This window comes from Phenylobacterium sp. (assembly GCF_030651185.1).
Taxonomy (GTDB): domain Bacteria; phylum Pseudomonadota; class Alphaproteobacteria; order Caulobacterales; family Caulobacteraceae; genus Phenylobacterium.
The window spans coordinates 1-20,095 of sequence record NZ_JAUSCJ010000028.1 but is presented as its reverse complement, the minus strand read 5'-3'; the positions used below and the strand labels follow the sequence as shown (position 1 = coordinate 20,095).

At 65.6% G+C, this 20,095-nt stretch carries 16 protein-coding genes, 1 tRNA gene and 1 pseudogene; 2 read left to right on the top strand and 16 right to left on the bottom strand.

All coding sequences use genetic code 11. From position 1 onward, the window contains the following. The 4 genes from Q7J39_RS13235 to rpsL all read right to left on the bottom strand — a co-directional run. On the bottom strand, positions 1–150 hold a 150-nt coding region (locus Q7J39_RS13235), incomplete at its 3' end, for a GTP-binding protein (protein WP_304781287.1). 48 nt (positions 151–198) lie between these two features. Then, on the bottom strand, positions 199–2,277 hold the full coding sequence (fusA, locus tag Q7J39_RS13230) for an elongation factor G (protein WP_304825683.1): 2,079 nt from the start codon (positions 2,275–2,277) through the stop codon (positions 199–201). 102 nt (positions 2,278–2,379) lie between these two features. Beyond that, the gene (rpsG, locus tag Q7J39_RS13225; protein WP_304825680.1) at positions 2,380–2,853 is read right to left on the bottom strand and encodes a 30S ribosomal protein S7; all 474 of its coding nucleotides are present in this window, start codon (positions 2,851–2,853) and stop codon (positions 2,380–2,382) included. An 11-nt stretch (positions 2,854–2,864) separates the two neighbouring features. After that, positions 2,865–3,236 carry a 30S ribosomal protein S12 gene (rpsL, locus tag Q7J39_RS13220; protein ID WP_111278705.1) on the bottom strand — a complete coding sequence of 124 codons (372 nt, stop codon included), beginning with the start codon at positions 3,234–3,236 and terminating at the stop codon, positions 2,865–2,867. Positions 3,237–3,574: 338 nt separating this feature from the next. Here rpsL and Q7J39_RS13215 point away from each other — a divergent pair, with 338 nt between their 5' ends. Then, positions 3,575–4,171 carry a hypothetical protein gene (locus Q7J39_RS13215; RefSeq protein WP_304825671.1) on the top strand — a complete coding sequence of 199 codons (597 nt, stop codon included), beginning with the start codon at positions 3,575–3,577 and terminating at the stop codon, positions 4,169–4,171. A gap of 70 nt (positions 4,172–4,241) precedes the next feature. Here Q7J39_RS13215 and rpoC read toward each other — a convergent pair whose 3' ends face one another. The 10 genes from rpoC to Q7J39_RS13165 form a co-directional block, all read right to left on the bottom strand. Next, complete coding sequence (rpoC, locus tag Q7J39_RS13210) at positions 4,242–8,435, bottom strand: DNA-directed RNA polymerase subunit beta' (protein WP_304825668.1); 4,194 nt, start codon at positions 8,433–8,435, stop codon at positions 4,242–4,244. Between the two features lie 92 nt (positions 8,436–8,527). Continuing rightward, positions 8,528–12,616, bottom strand: a complete 4,089-nt coding sequence (gene rpoB / locus Q7J39_RS13205; protein ID WP_304825665.1) for a DNA-directed RNA polymerase subunit beta — start codon at positions 12,614–12,616, stop codon at positions 8,528–8,530. Between the two features lie 361 nt (positions 12,617–12,977). Beyond that, on the bottom strand, positions 12,978–13,358 hold the full coding sequence (rplL, locus tag Q7J39_RS13200) for a 50S ribosomal protein L7/L12 (RefSeq protein ID WP_304825662.1): 381 nt from the start codon (positions 13,356–13,358) through the stop codon (positions 12,978–12,980). Between the two features lie 45 nt (positions 13,359–13,403). After that, positions 13,404–13,919 (bottom strand): 50S ribosomal protein L10, encoded by a 516-nt coding sequence (gene rplJ / locus Q7J39_RS13195; protein ID WP_304825686.1) that lies wholly within the window; start codon positions 13,917–13,919, stop codon positions 13,404–13,406. Between the two features lie 339 nt (positions 13,920–14,258). Beyond that, on the bottom strand, positions 14,259–15,827 hold the full coding sequence (locus tag Q7J39_RS13190; protein ID WP_304825659.1) for an alkaline phosphatase: 1,569 nt from the start codon (positions 15,825–15,827) through the stop codon (positions 14,259–14,261). A 128-nt stretch (positions 15,828–15,955) separates the two neighbouring features. Beyond that, positions 15,956–16,645 carry a 50S ribosomal protein L1 gene (rplA, locus tag Q7J39_RS13185; RefSeq protein WP_293492245.1) on the bottom strand — a complete coding sequence of 230 codons (690 nt, stop codon included), beginning with the start codon at positions 16,643–16,645 and terminating at the stop codon, positions 15,956–15,958. 3 nt (positions 16,646–16,648) lie between these two features. Beyond that, on the bottom strand, positions 16,649–17,080 hold the full coding sequence (rplK, locus tag Q7J39_RS13180) for a 50S ribosomal protein L11 (RefSeq protein ID WP_304825653.1): 432 nt from the start codon (positions 17,078–17,080) through the stop codon (positions 16,649–16,651). Between the two features lie 112 nt (positions 17,081–17,192). Beyond that, positions 17,193–17,765, bottom strand: a complete 573-nt coding sequence (gene nusG, locus Q7J39_RS13175; protein ID WP_293492251.1) for a transcription termination/antitermination protein NusG — start codon at positions 17,763–17,765, stop codon at positions 17,193–17,195. A gap of 5 nt (positions 17,766–17,770) precedes the next feature. Continuing rightward, complete coding sequence (secE, locus tag Q7J39_RS13170; protein WP_304825646.1) at positions 17,771–18,076, bottom strand: preprotein translocase subunit SecE; 306 nt, start codon at positions 18,074–18,076, stop codon at positions 17,771–17,773. 66 nt (positions 18,077–18,142) lie between these two features. Beyond that, positions 18,143–18,218 (bottom strand) — tRNA-Trp (locus Q7J39_RS13165). A 188-nt stretch (positions 18,219–18,406) separates the two neighbouring features. Here Q7J39_RS13165 and Q7J39_RS13160 point away from each other — a divergent pair. Beyond that, the gene (locus Q7J39_RS13160; RefSeq protein ID WP_304825643.1) at positions 18,407–18,580 is read left to right on the top strand and encodes a hypothetical protein; all 174 of its coding nucleotides are present in this window, start codon (positions 18,407–18,409) and stop codon (positions 18,578–18,580) included. Here the strand turns inward: Q7J39_RS13160 and Q7J39_RS13155 are convergent. Next, complete coding sequence (locus Q7J39_RS13155; protein ID WP_304825640.1) at positions 18,577–19,773, bottom strand: GNAT family N-acetyltransferase; 1,197 nt, start codon at positions 19,771–19,773, stop codon at positions 18,577–18,579. The genes Q7J39_RS13160 and Q7J39_RS13155 overlap by 4 nt on opposite strands. Before the next feature lie 177 nt (positions 19,774–19,950). After that, positions 19,951–20,095, bottom strand: a pseudogene (gene tuf, locus Q7J39_RS13150) (elongation factor Tu); the annotation flags it as partial.

The following is a 20,095-nucleotide window of genomic DNA, read 5'->3' as shown; positions in this document are numbered from 1 at the left end:
AATATCAGCGTAGTTCATCGCCTTCGCGCCACCGGCCTTGGCCAGCGTAATCGTGATCGCAGCCGTCAGCGTCGTCTTGCCATGGTCAACGTGACCAATCGTGCCGATGTTGCAGTGCGGCTTATTGCGTTCGAACTTTTCTTTAGCCATTTCAAGCTCCAGCCCTGTCCGGGCTCGTCCTCTAAACTAGGGTTGGGGTTAGGCGTACTTCTTGATCACTTCGTCGGCGACGGCTTGCGGCACCGTTTCGTAGTGGTCGTAGGTCATGGAGAAGTTGGCGCGTCCTTGGGAGAACGAGCGCAGCGTATTGATATAGCCGAACATGTTGGCCAGCGGCACGAAGGCGGTGACCACCTGGGCGTTGCCGCGGGTTTCTGTGCCCTGAATCTGGCCACGGCGGCTGTTCAGATCGCCGATGACGTCGCCCATGTACTCATCAGGCGTCACCACCTCGACCTTCATCACCGGCTCGAGCAGCTTGGGCGAACCCTTCTCGCGAAGTTCGCGGAAGGCGGCGCGGGCGGCGATTTCGAAGGCCAGGACCGAGGAGTCGACGTCGTGGTAGTTGCCGTCATACAGCGTGGCCTTGAAGTCGATCAGCGGGAAGCCAGCCAACAGGCCGTTTTCCTTGGAGGTTTCGATCCCCTTCTGAACGCCAGGGATGAATTCCTTGGGGATCGCGCCGCCAGCGATGCTGGTCTCGAAGACGAAGCCCGAACCCGGCTCGCCCGGCTCGAACTTGATCTTCACGCGGGCGAACTGGCCCGTACCGCCAGTCTGCTTCTTGTGGGTGTAGTCGATGTCCGCCGCGCGGCCGAGGCTCTCGCGATAGGCCACCTGCGGCGCGCCGATGTTGGCTTCCACCTTGTAGGTGCGCTTCAGGATGTCGACCTTAATGTCGAGGTGAAGCTCACCCATGCCCTTCATGATCGTCTGGCCCGACTCCTGGTCGGTTTGGACTGTGAAGGACGGATCTTCGGCGACCATCTTGGCCAGGGCGACGCCCAGCTTTTCCTGGTCGGCCTTGGACTTCGGCTCAATGGCGATCTCGATGACCGGCGCCGGGAAGTCCATCTTTTCAAGGATGACGGGCGACTTCAGGGGGTCGCACAGGGTGTCCCCGGTGCGGGTGTCCTTCAGGCCGGCCAGGGCGACGATGTCGCCGGCGAAGGCTTCCTTGATGTCCTCGCGGTTGTTGGAGTGCATCAGCAGCATGCGGCCGACGCGTTCCTTCTTGTCGCGCGAGGAGTTCAGCAGGCCCATGCCGGTTTCGAGCTTGCCCGAATAGATGCGGCAGAAGGTCAGCGAGCCCACGAAGGGGTCGTCCATGATCTTGAAGGCCAGGACCGAGAGGGGCTCTTCGTCGGAGGCCCGGCGGACCACCGGCTCTTCGGTCTTGAAGTCGATGCCCGGGGTCGGGGGGATGTCCACCGGCGAGGGCAGGTAGTCGACCACGGCGTCGAGCAGGGGCTGGACGCCCTTGTTCTTGAAGGCCGAGCCGGCGAGGATCGGATAGAAGGCGCCGGTCAGAACGGCCTTGCGAAGGCACTTCTTGATGACGTCGATGGAGGGCTCTTCGCCGCCCAGATAGGCTTCCATCGCCTCGTCATCGAGTTCGACGGCGTTCTCGATCAGGTAGTGGCGGGCTTCTTCAGCCTTGGCCTGCATGTCGGCCGGGATTTCTTCGTCGCGATAGGTGGCGCCCAGGCCGTCATTGTCCCAGACCACGGCCTTCATGCGGACTAGGTCGACGATGCCCTTCAGGGAAGCTTCTGAACCGATCGGCAGCTGGATCGGAACCGCCTTGACGCCGAGGCGGTCGCGGATCGTCTTCAGGCACATCTCGAAGTCGGCGCCGATCTTGTCCATCTTGTTGACGAACACGATGCGCGGAACGTTGTAACGGTCGGCCTGGCGCCAGACGGTTTCGGTCTGGGGTTCGACGCCCTGGTTGCCGTCCAGCACCGCGACGGCGCCGTCGAGCACGCGCAGCGAGCGTTCGACTTCAATGGTGAAGTCCACGTGGCCGGGGGTGTCGATGATGTTCAGGCGGTGACCGTTCCAGATGGCGGTCGTCGCGGCGGACGTGATCGTGATGCCGCGTTCCTGCTCCTGCTCCATCCAGTCCATGGTGGCCGCGCCATCGTGGACTTCACCGATCTTGTGGCTCTTGCCGGTGTAATAGAGAATCCGCTCCGTAGTCGTCGTCTTGCCCGCATCGATGTGGGCCATGATGCCGAAGTTACGGTAGTCGGAGATTTGGTGCGCGCGGGCCATAGCGGAAGCTCTGCTGGAATAAGCGTTCGGGATAGGCTGAACGAACAGCGCGGGCGGTTTAACTCAAACCGCCCGCGCCGAAAAGGGATGGTTCGCGCTGTCTTACCAGCGGTAGTGCGAGAAGGCCCGGTTGGCTTCGGCCATCTTGTGGGTGTCTTCCCGCTTCTTGACGGCGGAACCCCGGTTCGAGGAGGCGTCCAGCAACTCGCCGGCCAGCTTCTCGGTCATGGTGTTCTCACCGCGCTTGCGGGCGGCCGTCACCAGCCAACGGATGGCGAGAGCCTTCCGACGGTCGGGACGCACTTCGACGGGCACCTGATAGGTGGCGCCGCCGACCCGGCGAGAGCGGACTTCGATGCCAGGAGCCACGTTTTCCAACGCGGACAGGAAGGTTTCCAGGGGGCCCTGGTCCTTGCGCTTGGCTTCGAGGATGTCGAAGGCGCCGTAGAGGATGTTCTCGGCGACGGCTTTTTTGCCTTCGTACATGACGTAGTTCATGAATTTGGTGACCGTCAGGTCTCCGAACTTCGGGTCCGGCAGAACTTGACGTTTCTCGGCGCGACGGCGGCGGGACATTCTTCTTTTCCTTACTTAGGACGCTTGGCGCCGTAGAGCGAACGACGCTGCTTGCGGTCCTTGACCCCTTGGGTGTCGAGCACGCCGCGCAGGATGTGGTAACGGACGCCCGGAAGGTCCTTCACACGGCCGCCGCGGATGAGCACGACGGAGTGCTCCTGCAGGTTGTGGCCTTCGCCCGGGATGTAGCACACCGCTTCGATGCCGGTGGTCAGACGCACCTTGGCGACCTTACGAAGCGCGGAGTTCGGCTTCTTCGGGGTCGTCGTGTAGACGCGGGTGCAAACGCCGCGGCGCTGGGGGCAGCCCTTGAGGGCGGGCACCTTGTTGCGCACCGGCTTGTTCTGCCGAGGCTTGCGGATGAGCTGATTGACTGTTGGCATCTATTCTCTGCTCTGGAGGCGTGTGCCGTTGGGCCGTGGCGCCTCAGTTGGGGTCCGTATTCAAAGGTTTCGAAACCGGCTCGTTGAACGCAAAAACTCGCCGGCGCGCATTGGTTCGCGTTCCGGCGGGCCAGGCTGTCCGTTTCGGGACTTGCCGTTCAACGGGGCGAGGGACGAATCCCCGGCCTCGAAAGGAGCGCGGTTCATACTCGCCAAGCCCCCCGGCGTCAACGTTTGCGCGCGCGGCGCCCTTCGCGGCAGGCCCTGCCCGCATTTGGACATGAATCCGCCGCGTGGGGCAGCCGTCTATGGCCAAGGTTGCGAAGACGGGGCGGGACATGTCGAAGGCGAGGCGGTGGCGGTCGGGAGCCCTGGTGGCCGGGTCGGTCGTGGCCCATCTCGGCGTGCTGGCCATCCTCACCGCCACCCGCCCCCAGCCCCGGCTGTATGAGCCGCCTGAGGTCTTCGAGGTGACCGTCGCCCCGCGGGTCATCACCACGCCGCAGGAGGTCACCCGGCCCCGTGAGCTGCTTCGGCCCCGTCCGTCACGCTCCCGACCCGACGACCTGTCGGTGGCGCCCCTGGTGGTCCCCCAGGCGCAGGCCCCTGCCCTGCCGGCGCCGACCCCGCCCAGCCTCACGCCACAGCTCAGCGCCGCCCTGCGCCGGGGCCTTGGCTGCGCCAACATCGCCGCTCTGTCGCCGGACGAACGGGATCGCTGCCTGGAGCGCCTGGGCGCCGGCGCCGGCGACCTTGCGCCCCTGCCGCTGGGCACGCCCGCCGGCAAGCAAAAGGGGTTCGATACGGCCGCCGCCCACAAGGAGGCCTGCCGAAAATACCGGGAGGGCATGCCGCCCGGCCTGTCGGCGCCTAGCGCGGTGGGGATGCCCGCCGGCCTCGGCTCCGGTCCGGCCCTGCGCGGCGGAACCTGCTAGCCCCAACAGCAAACGGCCCGGGATTGCTCCCGGGCCGCGCTTACGCACTCAGACTGGACTGTTTGCGGGTCTAGCCGTCGACCTTCTCGGCCTCGGCGTCCACCGCGATGATTTCCGGCAGCGGCTCCATCGCCTCTTCGCGGCTGGCCGAGAGGGCCTCGTCGCGCTTGGTGGCGATGCGCTGCAGGTTGCGCAGGTACGAGCCCGTGCCCGCCGGGATCAGGCGGCCCACGATGACGTTTTCCTTCAGGCCTTCGAGCGTGTCGGTCTTGCCTTGCACCGACGCCTCGGTCAGCACGCGGGTCGTTTCCTGGAACGACGCCGCAGAGATGAAGCTGCGGGTCTGCAGGGAGGCCTTGGTGATGCCCAGCAGAACCGGCTGGGTGATCGCCGGACGACCGCCGCGGGCTTGCGCCTTGGCGTTCTCCTCGTTGACGTCCGTCATGTCGAGGTGATCGCCCTTGAGCAGGCCGGTGTCGCCGGGCTCGAGAATCTCGCCCTTCTGCAGCATCTGACGAACGATGGTTTCGATGTGCTTGTCGTTAATCGGCACGCCCTGCAGACGGTAGACTTCCTGGATTTCGTCCACGAGGAACTCGGCCAGGGCCTCGATGCCCAGGATGCGCAGGATGTCGTGCGGATCCGGGTTGCCGTCGATCAGGTATTCACCGCGGCGGATCACGTCACCGTCGTGGACGGCGATGTGCTTGCCCTTGGGGATCAGGAACTCGACCGCCTCGCCACCATCTTCCGGGGTGATCTTGATGCGGCGCTTGTTCTTGTAGTCGCGACCGAATTCGACGCGGCCGTCCATCTCGGCGATGACCGCGCAATCCTTGGGACGGCGGGCTTCGAAGAGTTCGGCGACGCGCGGCAGACCCCCGGTGATGTCCCGGGTCTTGGCGCCTTCGGTCGACATCCGCGCGATCACTTCCCCCGGCTTGATCTCGTCGCCGTCTCCGACGGACAGAATCGCGCCAACCGGCAGGAGGTAACGGGCCTCGCCGCCGTTGGAGATGCGCATATAGCCGCCGTCGGCGTCCAGGACCGCCATGGCCGGACGCAGGTCCGAACCCTTGGTCGAGGTGCGCCAGTCGATGACCACTCGGTTGGAAATGCCGGTGGCTTCGTCGGCTTCTTCACGGACCGAGAAGTTCTCCACCAGGTCTTCGAAGCGGATCCTGCCGCCGACCTCGGTGATGATCGGAACCGAATAGGGGTCCCATTCGGCCAGGCGCTGGCCGCGCTTGACCTTCTCACCGTCGCGGACCTTCAGACGCGCGCCGTACGGCGGCTTGTAGGTTTCGCGATCCTTGCCATCGACCTGCACGCTCATCTGCAGGTTCCGCGACAGGCAGATCAGCTCGCCATCGGGGGCGATGACGGTGTTGCCGCCGGCCAGCTTCACGGTGCCGGTGTTGGTGCTCTCGTAGAAGGACTGCTCGGCCACCTGGGCCGTGCCGCCAATGTGGAAGGTCCGCATCGTCAGCTGGGTGCCGGGTTCGCCGATGGACTGGGCGGCGATGACGCCGACCGCTTCACCGATGTTCACCGGGGTGCCGCGCGCCAGGTCGCGGCCGTAGCAGGTCGCGCAGACGCCGTTGCCGGCTTCGCAGGTCAGGACCGAGCGCACCTTCACCGAAGGAACGCCGGCGGCGTCGATCAGGTCGCAGATGTTCTCGTCCATGTAGGTGTCGGCCGGAACGATGACCTCACCGGTGCCCGGATCCTTGATGTCCTCGGCCGTGGAGCGGCCCAGGATGCGCAGACCCAGCGAGACCAGGACGTCACCGCCCTCGATCACGGCGCGCAGGGTGATGCCCCGCGTGGTGCCGCAGTCTTCCTCGTTGATGATGCAGTCCTGCGCCACGTCCACCAGACGGCGGGTCAGGTAGCCGGAGTTGGCGGTCTTCAGGGCGGTGTCGGCCAGGCCCTTACGGGCGCCGTGGGTGGAGTTGAAGTACTCCTGGACGGTCAGGCCTTCCTTGAAGTTCGAGATGATCGGCGTCTCGATGATCTCGCCGGAGGGCTTGGCCATCAGGCCACGCATCCCGCCGAGCTGCTTCATCTGGGCCTGCGAACCGCGGGCGCCGGAGTTGGCCATCATGAAGATCGAGTTGATCTCCAGCTCGCGGCCGTTCTCGTCCTTCGGCTGGGTCGAAATCTCGGCCATCATCTCATCGGCGACGCGGTCGGTGGCTTTCGCCCAGGCGTCGACGACCTTGTTGTACTTCTCGCCCTTGGTGATCAGGCCGTCGGCGTATTGTTGCTCGTACTCTTCCACCAGCTTGCGCGTCTGGGAGACGATCGGCTTCTTCCGCTCGGGGATGATGATGTCATCCTTGCCGAAGGAGATGCCGGCCTTGGCCGCTTCCTTGAAGCCCAGCCCCATGATCTGGTCGGCGAAGATGACCGTCGCCTTCTGACCGCAGTGGCGGTAGACGATGTCGATCAGATTGCCGATTTCCTTCTTGGTGAGGTTCTTCTCAAGAAGCCGGTGGCCGACCGCCGGGTGGTGCGGGAACAGGGCCGAGATCTTCATCCGGCCGGGCGTCGTATCGATCAGCTTACGCTCCAGCACGCCCTCAGCATTCATCTCGCTGTGGCGGGCCTTGATCTTGGAGTGCAGCGACACGACGCCGTGGTCGAGCGCGGCTTCGATCTCGCCGAGGTCGGAGAAGATCTTGCCTTCGCCCGGCTCGCCTTCACGGGCCAGCGACAGGTAGTAGAGCCCCAGCACGATGTCCTGCGACGGCACGATGATCGGACGGCCATTGGCCGGCGACAGGATGTTGTTCGTGCTCATCATCAGCACGCGCGCTTCCAGCTGGGCTTCCAGCGAGAGCGGCACGTGGACGGCCATCTGGTCGCCGTCGAAGTCGGCGTTGAAGGCGGCGCAGACCAGCGGGTGAAGCTGGATGGCCTTGCCCTCGATCAGCTTGGGTTCGAAGGCCTGGATGCCCAGACGGTGCAGGGTGGGCGCGCGGTTCAGCAGAACCGGGTGCTCGCGGATCACCTCGTCCAGGATGTCCCAGACGGCGGGCTGTTCGCGTTCCACCATGCGCTTGGACTGCTTGACGGTGCCCGACAGGCCCTTGGCGTCGAGACGCGCGTAGATGAAGGGCTTGAAGAGTTCGAGCGCCATCTTCTTGGGCAGGCCGCACTCGTGCAGCTTCAGTTCCGGGCCCACGACGATGACCGAACGGCCGGAATAGTCGACGCGCTTGCCGAGCAGGTTCTGACGGAACCGGCCCTGCTTGCCCTTCAGCATGTCGGCGAGGGACTTCAGCGGACGCTTGTTGGCGCCGGTGATGACCCGACCGCGACGGCCGTTGTCGAACAGGGCGTCGACGGCTTCCTGCAGCATCCGCTTTTCGTTGCGGATGATGATGTCGGGCGCCCGCAGCTCGATCAGGCGCTTCAGGCGGTTGTTACGGTTGATGACCCGGCGATAGAGGTCGTTCAGGTCGGAGGTGGCGAAGCGGCCTCCGTCCAGCGGCACCAGCGGGCGCAGTTCCGGCGGGATCACCGGGACCACCGACAGGATCATCCATTCCGGCTTGTTGCCGCTCTCGATGAAGCTCTCGATCAGCTTCAGACGCTTGGACGTCTTCTTCAGCTTCATTTCCGAGGTGGTGGTGAGCAGGTCCTCACGCAGCCGGTCGGCTTCCTTGGGCAGGTCGATGGCGCGCAGCAGGCCCTGGACGGCTTCGGCGCCGATCTCGGCGGTGAAGCTGTCGTCCCCGAACTCCTCCTGGTAGCGCATGTACTCGTCTTCCGAGAGCAGCTGGTGCTGCTTCAGCGGGGTCAGGCCCGGCTCGGTGACGATGTAGTGCTCGAAGTAGAGGACGCGCTCGATGTCCTTCAGGGCCATGTCCAGCATCATCGAGATGCGGCTGGGCAGGGACTTCAGGAACCAGATGTGGGCGACCGGGCTGGCCAGTTCGATGTGGCCCATCCGCTCGCGCCGGACGCGGGCCAGGGTGACCTCGACGCCGCACTTCTCGCAGATGATGCCCTTGTACTTCATGCGCTTGTACTTGCCGCACAGGCACTCGTAGTCCTTGGTCGGGCCAAAGATCCGCGCGCAGAACAGGCCGTCACGTTCCGGCTTGAACGTGCGGTAGTTGATGGTCTCGGGCTTCTTGATCTCGCCGAACGACCACGAGCGGATCTTCTCAGGCGAGGCCAGGGCGATGCGGATACGGTCGAAGGTCGGAACGGCCTGGACCGGGTTGAAGATATTCAGGACTTCCTGGTTCATTTGAATTCCAGTTCGTCAGCAGTTTCAGTGGCGAAGTGGGAGGAGCTGACGGGCCCCTCCCCTCGCATTGACGATGGCGGCGTAAAGCCGACCTAGCCGTTCTCGAGCTCAACGTTCAGGCCCAGGGAACGCATTTCCTTGACCAGCACGTTGAAGCTTTCCGGGATCCCGGCCTCGAAGGTGTCATCACCGCGGACGATGGACTCGTAGACCTTGGTCCGGCCGGCCACGTCGTCGGACTTCACCGTCAGCATTTCCTGCAGGGTGTAGGCCGCGCCGTAGGCTTCCAGAGCCCAGACCTCCATCTCCCCGAACCGCTGGCCACCGAACTGGGCCTTGCCGCCCAGCGGTTGCTGCGTGACGAGGCTGTAGGGGCCGATGGAACGGGCGTGGATCTTGTCGTCCACCAGGTGGTGCAGCTTCAGCATGTAGATGTAGCCGACCGTGACCGGGCGCTTGAACTGCTCGCCGGTCTGGCCATCGTACAGGATGGACTGGCCGGAACGGGCCAGGCCCGCCTTTTCCAACAGGTTCTCGATGTCGTCGATGTGAGCGCCGTCGAACACCGGGGTCGCGAAGGGCACGCCCTTGGAAAGGTTCTTACACAGCTCGATCAGTTCCTCCTCGGTGTCGGGGAGTTCCTGATCCTTGCCGTAGATGCTGACGAGATGATCGACCAGGGCCTTCTTTTGGCCGCCATTCTGCCAGGCTTCCAGCAGTTCAGCGATCTGACGGCCGAGGCCGGCCGCGGCCCAACCCAGGTGGGTCTCGAAGATCTGACCGACGTTCATGCGCGAGGGCACGCCCAGCGGGTTTAGCACGATGTCGACGTTCTGGCCGTTGGCCAGGTAGGGCATGTCCTCGATCGGCAGGATCTTGGAGATAACCCCCTTGTTGCCGTGACGGCCGGCCATCTTGTCGCCGGGCTGAAGCTTGCGCTTCACAGCCACGAAGACCTTGACCATCTTCATCACGCCGGGGGGCAGTTCGTCCCCGCGCTGCAGCTTGTCGACCTTGTCTTCGAAGCGGCGGTCGAGACGCTTGCGGGCCTCGTCGAACTGGCGGCGCATGGCCTCCAGTTCACCCATGGCCTTTTCGTCGTCCAGGGCGATCTGCCACCAGAGGCCCGGCGCGATCTCGCCCAACTTCTCGGCGGTGACTTCGCCGCGGCCCAGGCCCTTGGGACCCGAGACGGCGACCTTGCCGGTGATCAGGTCGCGAAGACGCGAGGTCATGTTGCGGTTCAGGATGCCGAATTCGTCGTCGCGGTCCTTGCCCAGGCGGTCGATTTCAGCGCGCTCGATGGCCATGGCGCGTTCGTCCTTGTCGACGCCGTGACGGTTGAAGACGCGGACTTCCACGATGGTCCCGGCGACGCCCGGGGGAAGGCGCAGGGAGGTATCGCGGACGTCGGAAGCCTTTTCACCGAAGATGGCGCGCAGGAGCTTTTCTTCCGGCGTCATCGGGCTCTCACCCTTGGGCGTGACCTTGCCCACCAGGATGTCGCCCGGCAGGACCTCGGCGCCGATCGCCACGATGCCGGCTTCGTCGAGATTGCGCAGGGCCTCCTCGCCGACGTTCGGAATGTCGCGGGTGATCTCTTCCGGACCCAGCTTGGTGTCGCGGGCCATGACCTCGAATTCCTCGAGGTGGATAGAGGTGAAGACGTCATCGCGCACGATGCGCTCGGAGATCAGGATGGAGTCTTCGAAGTTGTAGCCATTCCAGGGCATGAACGCGACGAGGGTGTTCCGGCCCAGGGCCAGTTCACCGAGGTCCGTCGACGGGCCGTCGGCGATGACGTCGCCGGTGTTGACCCGGTCGCCCACGCGCACCAGCGGACGCTGGTTGATACAGGTCGAGGTGTTGGAACGCTGGAACTTCTGCAGGCGGTAGATGTCGACGCCGGCCTTGGTCGGGTCGTTCTCTTCCGTCGCCCGGATGACGATCCGGGTGCCGTCCATCTGCTCGATCACGCCGGCGCGGCGGGCGACCAGAACGGCGCCGGAGTCGACGGCCACGATGGCTTCCATGCCGGTGCCGACCAGGGGCGCGTCCGACTGGATGAGCGGCACGGCCTGCTTCTGCATGTTCGAGCCCATGAGGGCGCGGTTGGCGTCATCGTTTTCCAGGAACGGGATCAGCGAGGCGGCCACCGAGACGACCTGCTTCGGAGACACGTCCATCAGGTCGACGGTGTCGCGGGGCAGCAGGCCCGGCTCGCCATTGACCCGTCCGGCCACCAGTTCCTCGACGATCACGCCGTCCTTCAGGGTGATGTTGGCCTGGGCGATGACGTGCTTGGCCTCTTCCATCGCCGACATGTAGACGACCTCGTCGGTCGTCTTGCCGTCCTTGATCCGGCGGTAGGGGCTCTCGATGAAGCCGTACTTGTTCACCACCGCGTGGGTGGCGAGCGAGTTGATCAGGCCGATGTTCGGGCCTTCCGGCGTTTCAATGGGGCAGATGCGGCCGTAGTGGGTCGGGTGCACGTCGCGGACTTCGAAGCCCGCGCGCTCACGGGTCAGACCGCCCGGGCCAAGCGCCGAGAGGCGGCGCTTGTGGGTGATTTCCGACAGCGGGTTGGTCTGGTCCATGAACTGCGAGAGCTGCGACGATCCGAAGAACTCGCGCACGGCCGCGGCGGCCGGCTTCGCATTGATCAGGTCGTGCGGCATGACCGTGTCGATATCGACGCTGGACATGCGCTCCTTGATGGCGCGCTCCATGCGCAGCAGGCCGACGCGGTACTGGTTTTCCAGCAGTTCGCCGACCGAGCGCACCCGACGGTTGCCAAGGTTGTCGATGTCGTCGATTTCGCCACGGCCGTCGCGCAGGCCCACCAGGGTCTTGAGGACCGCCAGCACGTCTTCCTTGCGAAGGATGCGCACGTCGTCGGGGCAGTCGAGCTCCAGACGGATGTTCATCTTCACGCGGCCGACCGACGAGAGGTCGTAGCGCTCGCCGTCGAAGAACAGCGACTTGAACATGGCCTCGGCGGCTTCCACCGTCGGCGGCTCACCCGGACGCATCACGCGGTAGATATCGAACAGGGCGTCCTCGCGGGCCGAGTTCTTGTCCACCCGCAGAGTGTTGCGCATGTAGGCGCCCATGGTCACCTCGTCGATGTCGAGGGTGTCCAGGGTGGTGAAGCCCTGCTCTTCCAGCGCCGTGATCAGGGGCTGGTCGAGCTCGTCGCCGGCTTCGGCGTAGATTTCACCGGTCTCGTAGTTCACCAGGTCGCGCGCCAGGTAGCGGCCCACCAGGGCTTCCGGCGGCAGCAGAAGGGTCGTCAGACCCGCGTCGGCGAACTTCTTGGCGTTGCGGGCCGAGATCTTCTGACCGGCAGGCGCGATCTCCTCGCCGGTCTCGCCGTCAACCAGCGGGTATTCCGGCTTGGTCCCGCGCCAGCGCTCGGGCTTGTAGGGGGTGGCCCAGCCGGCCGCGCCCTTCTTGGACTCCAGACGCTTCTCGTAGGGCACGGTGTCGTAGAAGGTGGAGAGGATCTCCTCACCGTCCATGCCCAGCGCCATCAGGAAGGTGGTGGCTGGAAGCTTGCGGCGACGGTCGATACGGACGAACACCACGTCCTTGGCGTCGAACTCGAAGTCGAGCCACGAGCCGCGATACGGGATCACCCGGGCGGCGAACAGCAGCTTGCCCGAGGAGTGCGTCTTGCCCTTGTCGTGGTCGAAGAACACGCCCGGCGAACGGTGCATCTGCGAGACGATGACTCGCTGCGTGCCGTTGACGATGAAGGTGCCCTTCTCGGTCATGAGCGGGATATCGCCCATGTAGACGTCCTGCTCCTTGATGTCCTTCACGGAGCGGGCGCCGGTCTCTTCGTCAGTCTCGAAGACGATCAGGCGAAGCTTGACCTTCAGCGGGGCCGCATAGGTCATGTCGCGCTGGACGCACTCTTCGACGTCGTACTTCGGCTCTTCGAACTCGTAGGTGACGTATTCGAGCACCGCACGTTCGTTGAAGTCCTTGATCGGGAAGACGGACTTGAAGACCGCCTCCACGCCCTCGTCACGACGCTCACCGGCGCGGGTCTCGCGCTGCAGGAACTGTTCGTAGGAGGAGCGTTGAACCTCGATGAGGTTCGGCATCTGCACGGCTTCAGGAATACGGCCGAAAGAGTGTCGGATCCGCTTTTTACCGGTGAAGGATTGCGCCATTTTATTCCCTTGAGCGACGTCCGGAACGGTTTCCAGGCGTCAGGTCGTTTATCCCGCGTCCACCCTCGAACGTCCTTGCGGACGCCGGACGCTGGAGCCCCTGTATCGCCAGGGGCGTTCCCTCGCATGGCCGGAGGGCGTAGGGCCATGCCTCGGAACATAGGCGCGCGTAAGATTCGCGTGTGACACGAATCGTATTTTGCGAAGCAGCCGAGATAGGCCTTCTCGCAAAGGATGTGAAGCCCCCTGCGTAAATTAGTTGGAGCACAGCCCTTCGGCCGGGCAGGCCGCAAACGCAAACGGGCCCCGGAGATCGCTCTCCGGGGCCCGTCGCAGATACGCGGCGAACCGCGCGTCAGTCTTACTTCACCGAGACGGTCGCGCCGGCTTCGGTCAGCTTCTTGGCGACTTCGTCGGCGACTTGCTTGGACACGTTCTCGACGACGTTCTGCGGAGCGCCTTCGACCAGGTCCTTGGCTTCCTTCAGACCGAGGTCCGGACGGACGCCGCGGACTTCCTTGATCACGTTGATCTTCTTGTCGCCACCGGCGGTCAGAACAACGGTGAACTCGGTTTGCTCTTCAGCGGCTTCAACCGGAGCAGCGGCGCCGGCGGCGGCGGCGACGGCCACCGGAGCGGCGGCGGAGACGCCCCACTTTTCTTCCAGCAGCTTGGACAGCTCGGAGGCTTCCAGGACGGTCAGGGCGGACAGGTCATCGACCAGTTTTTCAAGCTTCGACATTTGGGTAGATCCTTAGAGAGAGGGTGTTGTCGGGGAAAATGACGATCAGGCGGCGTCTTTGGCGGCGTAAGCCGACATGACGCGAGCAAGCTGAGCGGCCGGGGCCTGCAGAACGCCGGCGATCTTGGTCGCGGGGGCTTGCAGAAGGCCGATGATCTTGCCGCGGAGCTGGTCGAGGGACGGCAGGGTGGCGAGATTGGCCACAGCCGCCTTGTCCAGCACCTCTTCACCCATGAGGCCGCCAATGATGGTGAACTTGTCGTTCTCCTTGGCGTACTGGGTCGCGACCTTGGCGGCGGAGACAGGGTCCGGCGCATAGGCGATGGCGACAGGGCCGGTGAAGAGGGCGTCGCCCGCCTCGCCAACCGAACCGTCCAGAGCCTTTTGAGCCAGGGTGTTCTTCACCACTCTCAGGTGAGCGCCTTCCTTGCGGAGGCGGCCACGCAGATCGGTCATTTCCGCAACGGTCAGACCCAGATTGTGGGTCACGACCACGGCGCCGGCGTCGGCGAAGACGCCCTTGAGCGTCTCGATCGTCACCTGCTTTTGAGCGCGGTCCATTGCGGTCTCCATACTCAGGTCCAGCCACCGGACGATTCCGGCGGCCGCATAGATGATCGTTGCGCGGGAAACCCCACGCGGCCGATCAGCCTGTCCGAGAGAAGCCGCAGCCTGCGCGCCCATTCGAAGTGAATGGTCGATGAGGCCGTCATCTTCCCGTCTCCCCGCGGCTGAGGAAGGGCTCTTCCTCGCGTTACGGTCACCGGTGACCCCGGCGACCCCGCAGTTCATGGACAGGATCGAGACCCGAAGGCCTCGAGCCCACCTCCCCTGTCGGAGAGGCGAAACTTTAGAGGGGGGGGCTCTACACGACCCGCGCCTCCGCGTCAAACCTTGGGGTCAGACCCGGTGGACGCCCGGCCGGCCGTTTTCCAGGGCGAAGCTCGCCAGGTCGCGGACGGGCGACATCGGGACCAGGGCGTTTTCCACAGTCCGGAAGGTGACGCGCCCGCCCTTGGGCGTCAGGTCGACCCGGCCATAGCCGCGAACCTTGCCGTCGAACTGCTTGATGTGCGGGTTCTTCGCCGCGAAGGCGTCGCTCTCCCCCCCCGTGGAACTGATGGAGCCGCCGACGAAGGTCGCGGCCACCGGCGGGCCGTCCGGCGTCCCGGTCAGGTCGGCGGCGGCAAAGGCGTGGATGTCGCCTCCCAAGGCCAGGGGATTGGAGACCTTGGCCTCGCGCCAACGCTGCAGGATGCGGTCGCGGTTGGCGGGATAGCCGTCCCAACCGTCGCTGGAATAGAAGCGCGTCGCCTGCTTGGCCGGATCGCCCAGTTGCAGCTCCGCCATCAGGGTCTGCTGGGCCAGCAGATTCCACTGCGCCTTGGAACTGGCCAGGGCGTCCAACAGCCAGGCCTCCTGTGGCTTGCCCAGGATCGAGCGGCCTGGGTCGCGGCGCTCCTCGCAGTCGCCGATCAGCTTGCCGCGCTTGGGCGGCCCGGCCGGCTGGCACGGCTTGCCATCGCGATACTGGCGATCATCCACCATCTGGATCTGGGCCAGGCTCCCCCAGTCCAGGGTGCGGTAGAGCAGCATGTCGGGACCGACCGGCATCGTACGCCGGCGCAGCGGCATGTGCTCATAGTAGACTTGGTAGGCCGCAGCCCGGCGGCGCAGGAACCCCTGCGGATCGAAACTGTCCTGGTCACGGTCGGCGCCGTAGTCGTTGGCCACCTCGTGGTCGTCCCAGGTCACCATCCACGGGGCCACGGCGTGGGCGGCCTGCAGCAGGGGATCGGTCTTGTAGCTGGCGTATCGCACCCGGTAGCCGGCGACGTCCTTGGGCTCGGGGTTGGCGTGCAGCCGCACCGCGTCTTTGCTCCTCGGGGCGCCCTCATAGATGTAGTCGCCCAGGAACAGGACCAGGTCCGGCGCCTCCTGGGCCATGTGGGCGTGGGCCGAATAGAAGCCGGCTTCGAACTTCTGACAGGAGGCGTAGCAGAGGCGCAGGCGGTCGACCGCCGCGCCTTTGGCCGGAGCCGTAACGGTGCGGCCCACCGGGCTCTGTGCGCCGGCGGCGGTGAAGCGGTACCAGTACTCGCGGTTGGGCTTCAGGCCCGCCACCTCGACGTGGACGGAATGACCCGCATTGGGGGCGGCCATCGCCTTGCCGGCGCGAACCACCTTCCGCATGGCCGGGTCCTCGGCCACCTCCCAGCGCACGGCGACGCGCTCCGGCGGCATCCCGCCGTCGGGCTCCAGGGGCTTAGGCGCGAGACGGGTCCAGAGCACCACGCCGTCGTCGGTAGGCTCGCCCGAGGCCACCCCGAGGCTGAAGGGATTGTCCGCCAGGGACGGCGCGGCCAGCACCACCCCGCCGATGGCGGCGGGCGCCAGGGCCAACCCCGCCAGGCTGGCGGCCCCGCGCAGGAGCTGACGACGCGCGATGGATGGAATGTAGAGGCTCATACAGCGCCCTCCCCCGTGACTACCGGGAAAGCTACTAGGCGTCGATCGCGACAGAACGTCTACGCCAAACAGAAACGGGCGGGTCCCGTGAAGGACCCGCCCGCCGAAGTTCAGTCAGCTCTGTGGGTTCAGACGCCGACGGAGTTCGTATCGACCTTGAAGCCCGGGCCCATGGTGGACGAGAGGCTGATGCGCTTGATGTAGATGCCCTTGGCGCCGGAGGGCTTGGCCTTGTTAAGAGCGTCGACCAGGGCGCGCACGTTGGCCAGCAGGGCGTCTTCGGTGAAGCTCGCCTTGCCGATGCCGGCGTGGATGATCCCGGTCTTCTCGGTGCGGAACTCGATGGCGCCGCCCTTGGCGTCCTTCACGGCCTGACCGACGTTGGGGGTCACCGTGCCGACACGCGGGTTCGGCATCAGGCCGCGGGGGCCCAGCACCTTACCCAGACGGCCGACGAGGGCCATCATGTCGGGCGTGGCGATCACGCGGTCGAACTCCATGAAGCCGCCCTGGATGCGTTCCACCAACTCTTCGCCGCCGACGATGTCGGCGCCGGCCGCGGTGGCCTCAGCGGCCTTGGCGTCCTTGGCGATGACGGCGACGCGGACGTCGCGTCCGGTGCCGGAGGGCAGGTTGACCACGCCGCGGACCTGTTGGTCGGCGTGGCGCGGGTCGACGCCCAGGTTGACGGCGATTTCGATGCTTTCGTCGAACTTGGCGGTGGCGTTGGCCTTCACCAGTTTGACGGCGTCGGTGACGGCGTGGTTGGCGAGACGGTCGCCGGTCCAGGCCTGGATGCGCTTGGCTTGCTTAGCCATGACTTAGGCCTCCACGATCGAAAGACCCATCGAGCGGGCGGAGCCCTCGATGATCTTGGCGGCGGCCTCAACGTCGTTGGCGTTGAGGTCCTTCATCTTCTTCTCGGCGATGTCGCGCAGCTGGGTGCGGCTGATCGAGCCGGCCGTGTCGCGGCCCGGCGCCTTGGAGCCGGACTTCAAGCCGAGCGCTTCCTTGATGAAGTGGGTCGCGGGCGGGGTCTTGGTGACGAAGGTGAACGACTTGTCCTGATAGACGGTGATCACCGTCGGCAGGGGCGTGCCTTTGACTTCCTTCTCGGTACGGGCGTTGAACTCCTTGCAGAAGCCCATGATGTTGACGCCGCGCTGACCCAGCGCCGGCCCGATGGGCGGCGAAGGCGTTGCGGAGCCCGCGGGCACCTGCAGCTTGATATAGCCCAGAATTTTCTTGGCCATGTTCTCCTCTTTGACCGGACGTCCGGTCTGTTGAGCCGTGGTCCGGCCCTGGCTGGGCCTCCCACGGTTTTAAGCGCCCCTCCCCGCGAATGCGGAGAGCGGCAGTGCGCAGTCAGGTCGTCTTTTCAACCTGGCTGTATTCGAGCTCGACCGGCGTGGCGCGTCCGAAGATGGACACCGTCACGCGCAGTCGGGCGCGTTCTTCGTCAACCTGCTCGACCGAGCCGTTGAAGCTGGCGAACGGACCGTCGGTGACGCGAACCTGTTCGCCGATCTCGAACTGGATCGTGGGCTTGGGCCGCTCGACGCCTTCTTCGATGGCGCCGATGATCCGGGCGACTTCCTTTTCCGAGACCGGCTGCGGCTTGTTCTGGCTACCCAGGAAGCCGGTGACCTTCGGGGTGTTCTTGATGAGGTGATAGGCCTCGTCGGTCAGCTCCATCTTCACCAGGACGTAACCCGGGAAGAACTTGCGCTGGACGTCGATCTTGCGGCCCCGGCGGATCTCGGTGGCGGCCTCGGTCGGCACCAGGACCTCGGAGAAGTTCTCCTCAAGCCCCTGGGACTTGGCCTGCTCCAGGATCGAGTCCTTCACCTTGCCCTCGAAGTTCGAGTAGGCGTGGACGATGTACCACTTGTGGCGGGGGTTGGCGGCGACGGCGGCTTCGGGGGCTTCAGCGTTCATTTCGACTATCCCGCGTTGGCGAGCTTGAGGAGGGCGGCCATGCCGTTGGTCAGGATGAAATCCACCAGCGAGAAGAAGGCGGCGGCCAGCACCACCATGATCCCGACCATCACCGAGGTGATCCAGGTCTCCTTGCGGGTCGTCCAGGTGATCTTGCGCGCCTCGGCGCGGACTTCCCGGAAGAACTGGCCCGGACTGGTCTTCTTCTTCGGCGCGGCCTGCGCCAGGGCCGAGGCAGGCGCGATCGCCGCGGCCGTCTTGGCCGCGCGGTTCTTCATCGCTTGCGGCGTTGAACCTGGTTTCTTGGCCATATAGGCGCTCGACACTCTCTCATACGGGCGGCGGACCTCCGCGCCCTTGGACGTACATACGTTGGTTGGCAGGAGCGGAGGGACTCGAACCCACGACCCTCGGTTTTGGAGACCGATGCTCTACCAGCTGAGCTACACTCCTACGAACCACCCCCTGGCAAGGGCAGCCTCCGGACAATGAACAGCGCGCCGGAAAGGCTCCCGGCGCGTGCTCATTGCTAGAGCCGGGTCGTTTAGCAGTGGCCGCCCCCCCAAGCAATAGTCGCGGCGCGCGGATCGAACCGGTCGTCACCTGCGTTTCGGCCATGACCCGCCACCCAAGGAAGCCCGATGCCGGACCGCGACCCCAACGCCGCCAAGACCCGTGACGAGGACATGAAGCCGGCCTCCCCGCCCCGTCCGGCCACCGAGCCGGCGGGCGGAAAGGATTCGAGCCGCAACGCCAAGACCCTGACCAATCCCTCGACCGGCGAACCGGAGCCGGGACCGCCTCGCCCATCCTAGTCGGCGACGAGGCCCATCAGCCCCAGGCCAAGGCCCAGACCGACTCCCAGGCCGATGGAGGTCTTCGGATGGCGGCGGCCAAGATTGCCCAGGGTCTGGGAGGCGGCGATGGCGCGACCCTCCATCCGCGGTTCGCAGGCGGTGATCCTGTCCCAACGCCGGTCGAGACGCTGTCCGGCCTCGCTCAACGCCCGGCGCAGGCCTGGCGCGCCGGCAAGAATGACGTCGGCCGTGGCGCGCGCGGACTCAACCAGCCCGCCCACGGTGACGTCGCCCTCCCGCACCGCGAGGCCGGGTTCGGCGAAGTCGCGCTTGTAGTCCTCTCCCGCCGGCCCGAAATCGACGGTGGCGATTCCCTGTTCCGGCGCGGCCCTCAAGGTCTCCAGGGTCATCAGCGCGCCGGGGGAATAGCGCGCGAATTCCGGATCATAGACCGGGAACCAGAGGTGGTACGCACTGCCCGACCTCAAACCCACCTCGGCGGCCACGATCCGCGAGCCGGCGCGCAGGGTGGCGAACCGCAGGCCGAAGTCCTCCGTGGCCAGGGTGGACAGTCGCCGCAGAAACGGCGTGGTCCAAGGGCTGGCGAAGATGTCGTGCTGGCCGGTGCGCCGCATCTGGTCGCGTTTCAGGCGGAAGATCAGGTCCAGCACCCCTTCGCCGTCGGCGTCGAAGGTGAAGTCGAGGGGCCCGAGGGCCTCGGCGAGGCGCCGCGCCCGACGGCGTTTGTCCTTGAAGAAGTCGGCCGGACGGCGGGCCGCATAGGCCTGGAAGCCGTCCGAGAGATCGGCGACCATGGCCGGCCGCGATGAGAGCCGCACACCCGCGACGCCGCCGCCCACCAGGCCGTTGAACCGGAATCGCCGGGCGCCGAGCAGCGCCACCACGGCGGTCAGATCGACGGCGACCCCCGGGGCGCCCAGCAGGCCATGATAGTCGGTGAGCGGCGCCGCGATGGGCTGGATCAACCGGCCCCGGCGTTGGAAAGGCAGAAAGCCCACGATTTCGCCGCGCCTGCGGATCACCGCCACCTGCGCTTCCGGCGCCACCTCCCCGGCCGCCATCACATAGCGGAGATCGAAATAGGGGCTGTGGAACGCCGGATCCGCCGCACGGAACGCCGACCAGAGGCTGCGCGCCGCCAGGCTCAGGTCCGTCGGCCGGCAGGTCTGCACGCTCAGGTCCGGCGCCATCGCCCTATCGATCCCCCACTCGTTCGGCGCGGACGTTAAGCGTGACCGGTAAAGAACGTGTTCTCCAAACGCTGCGCAGCAAAAAGGCCTCCGGATCACTCCGGAGGCCTCTTCGTTCGTCCCGGCTCGGCCTTCGGGCTTACGCCCTCCGTCGGCCGGGATGACAGTCTCTAGAGACTATTCGACGATCTTGGCCACGACGCCGGCGCCGACGGTGCGGCCGCCTTCGCGGATGGCGAAGCGCAGGCCCTGGTCCATGGCGATCGGGGTGATCAGCTCCACGTCCAGTTCAGCGTTGTCGCCCGGCATGATCATTTCCACG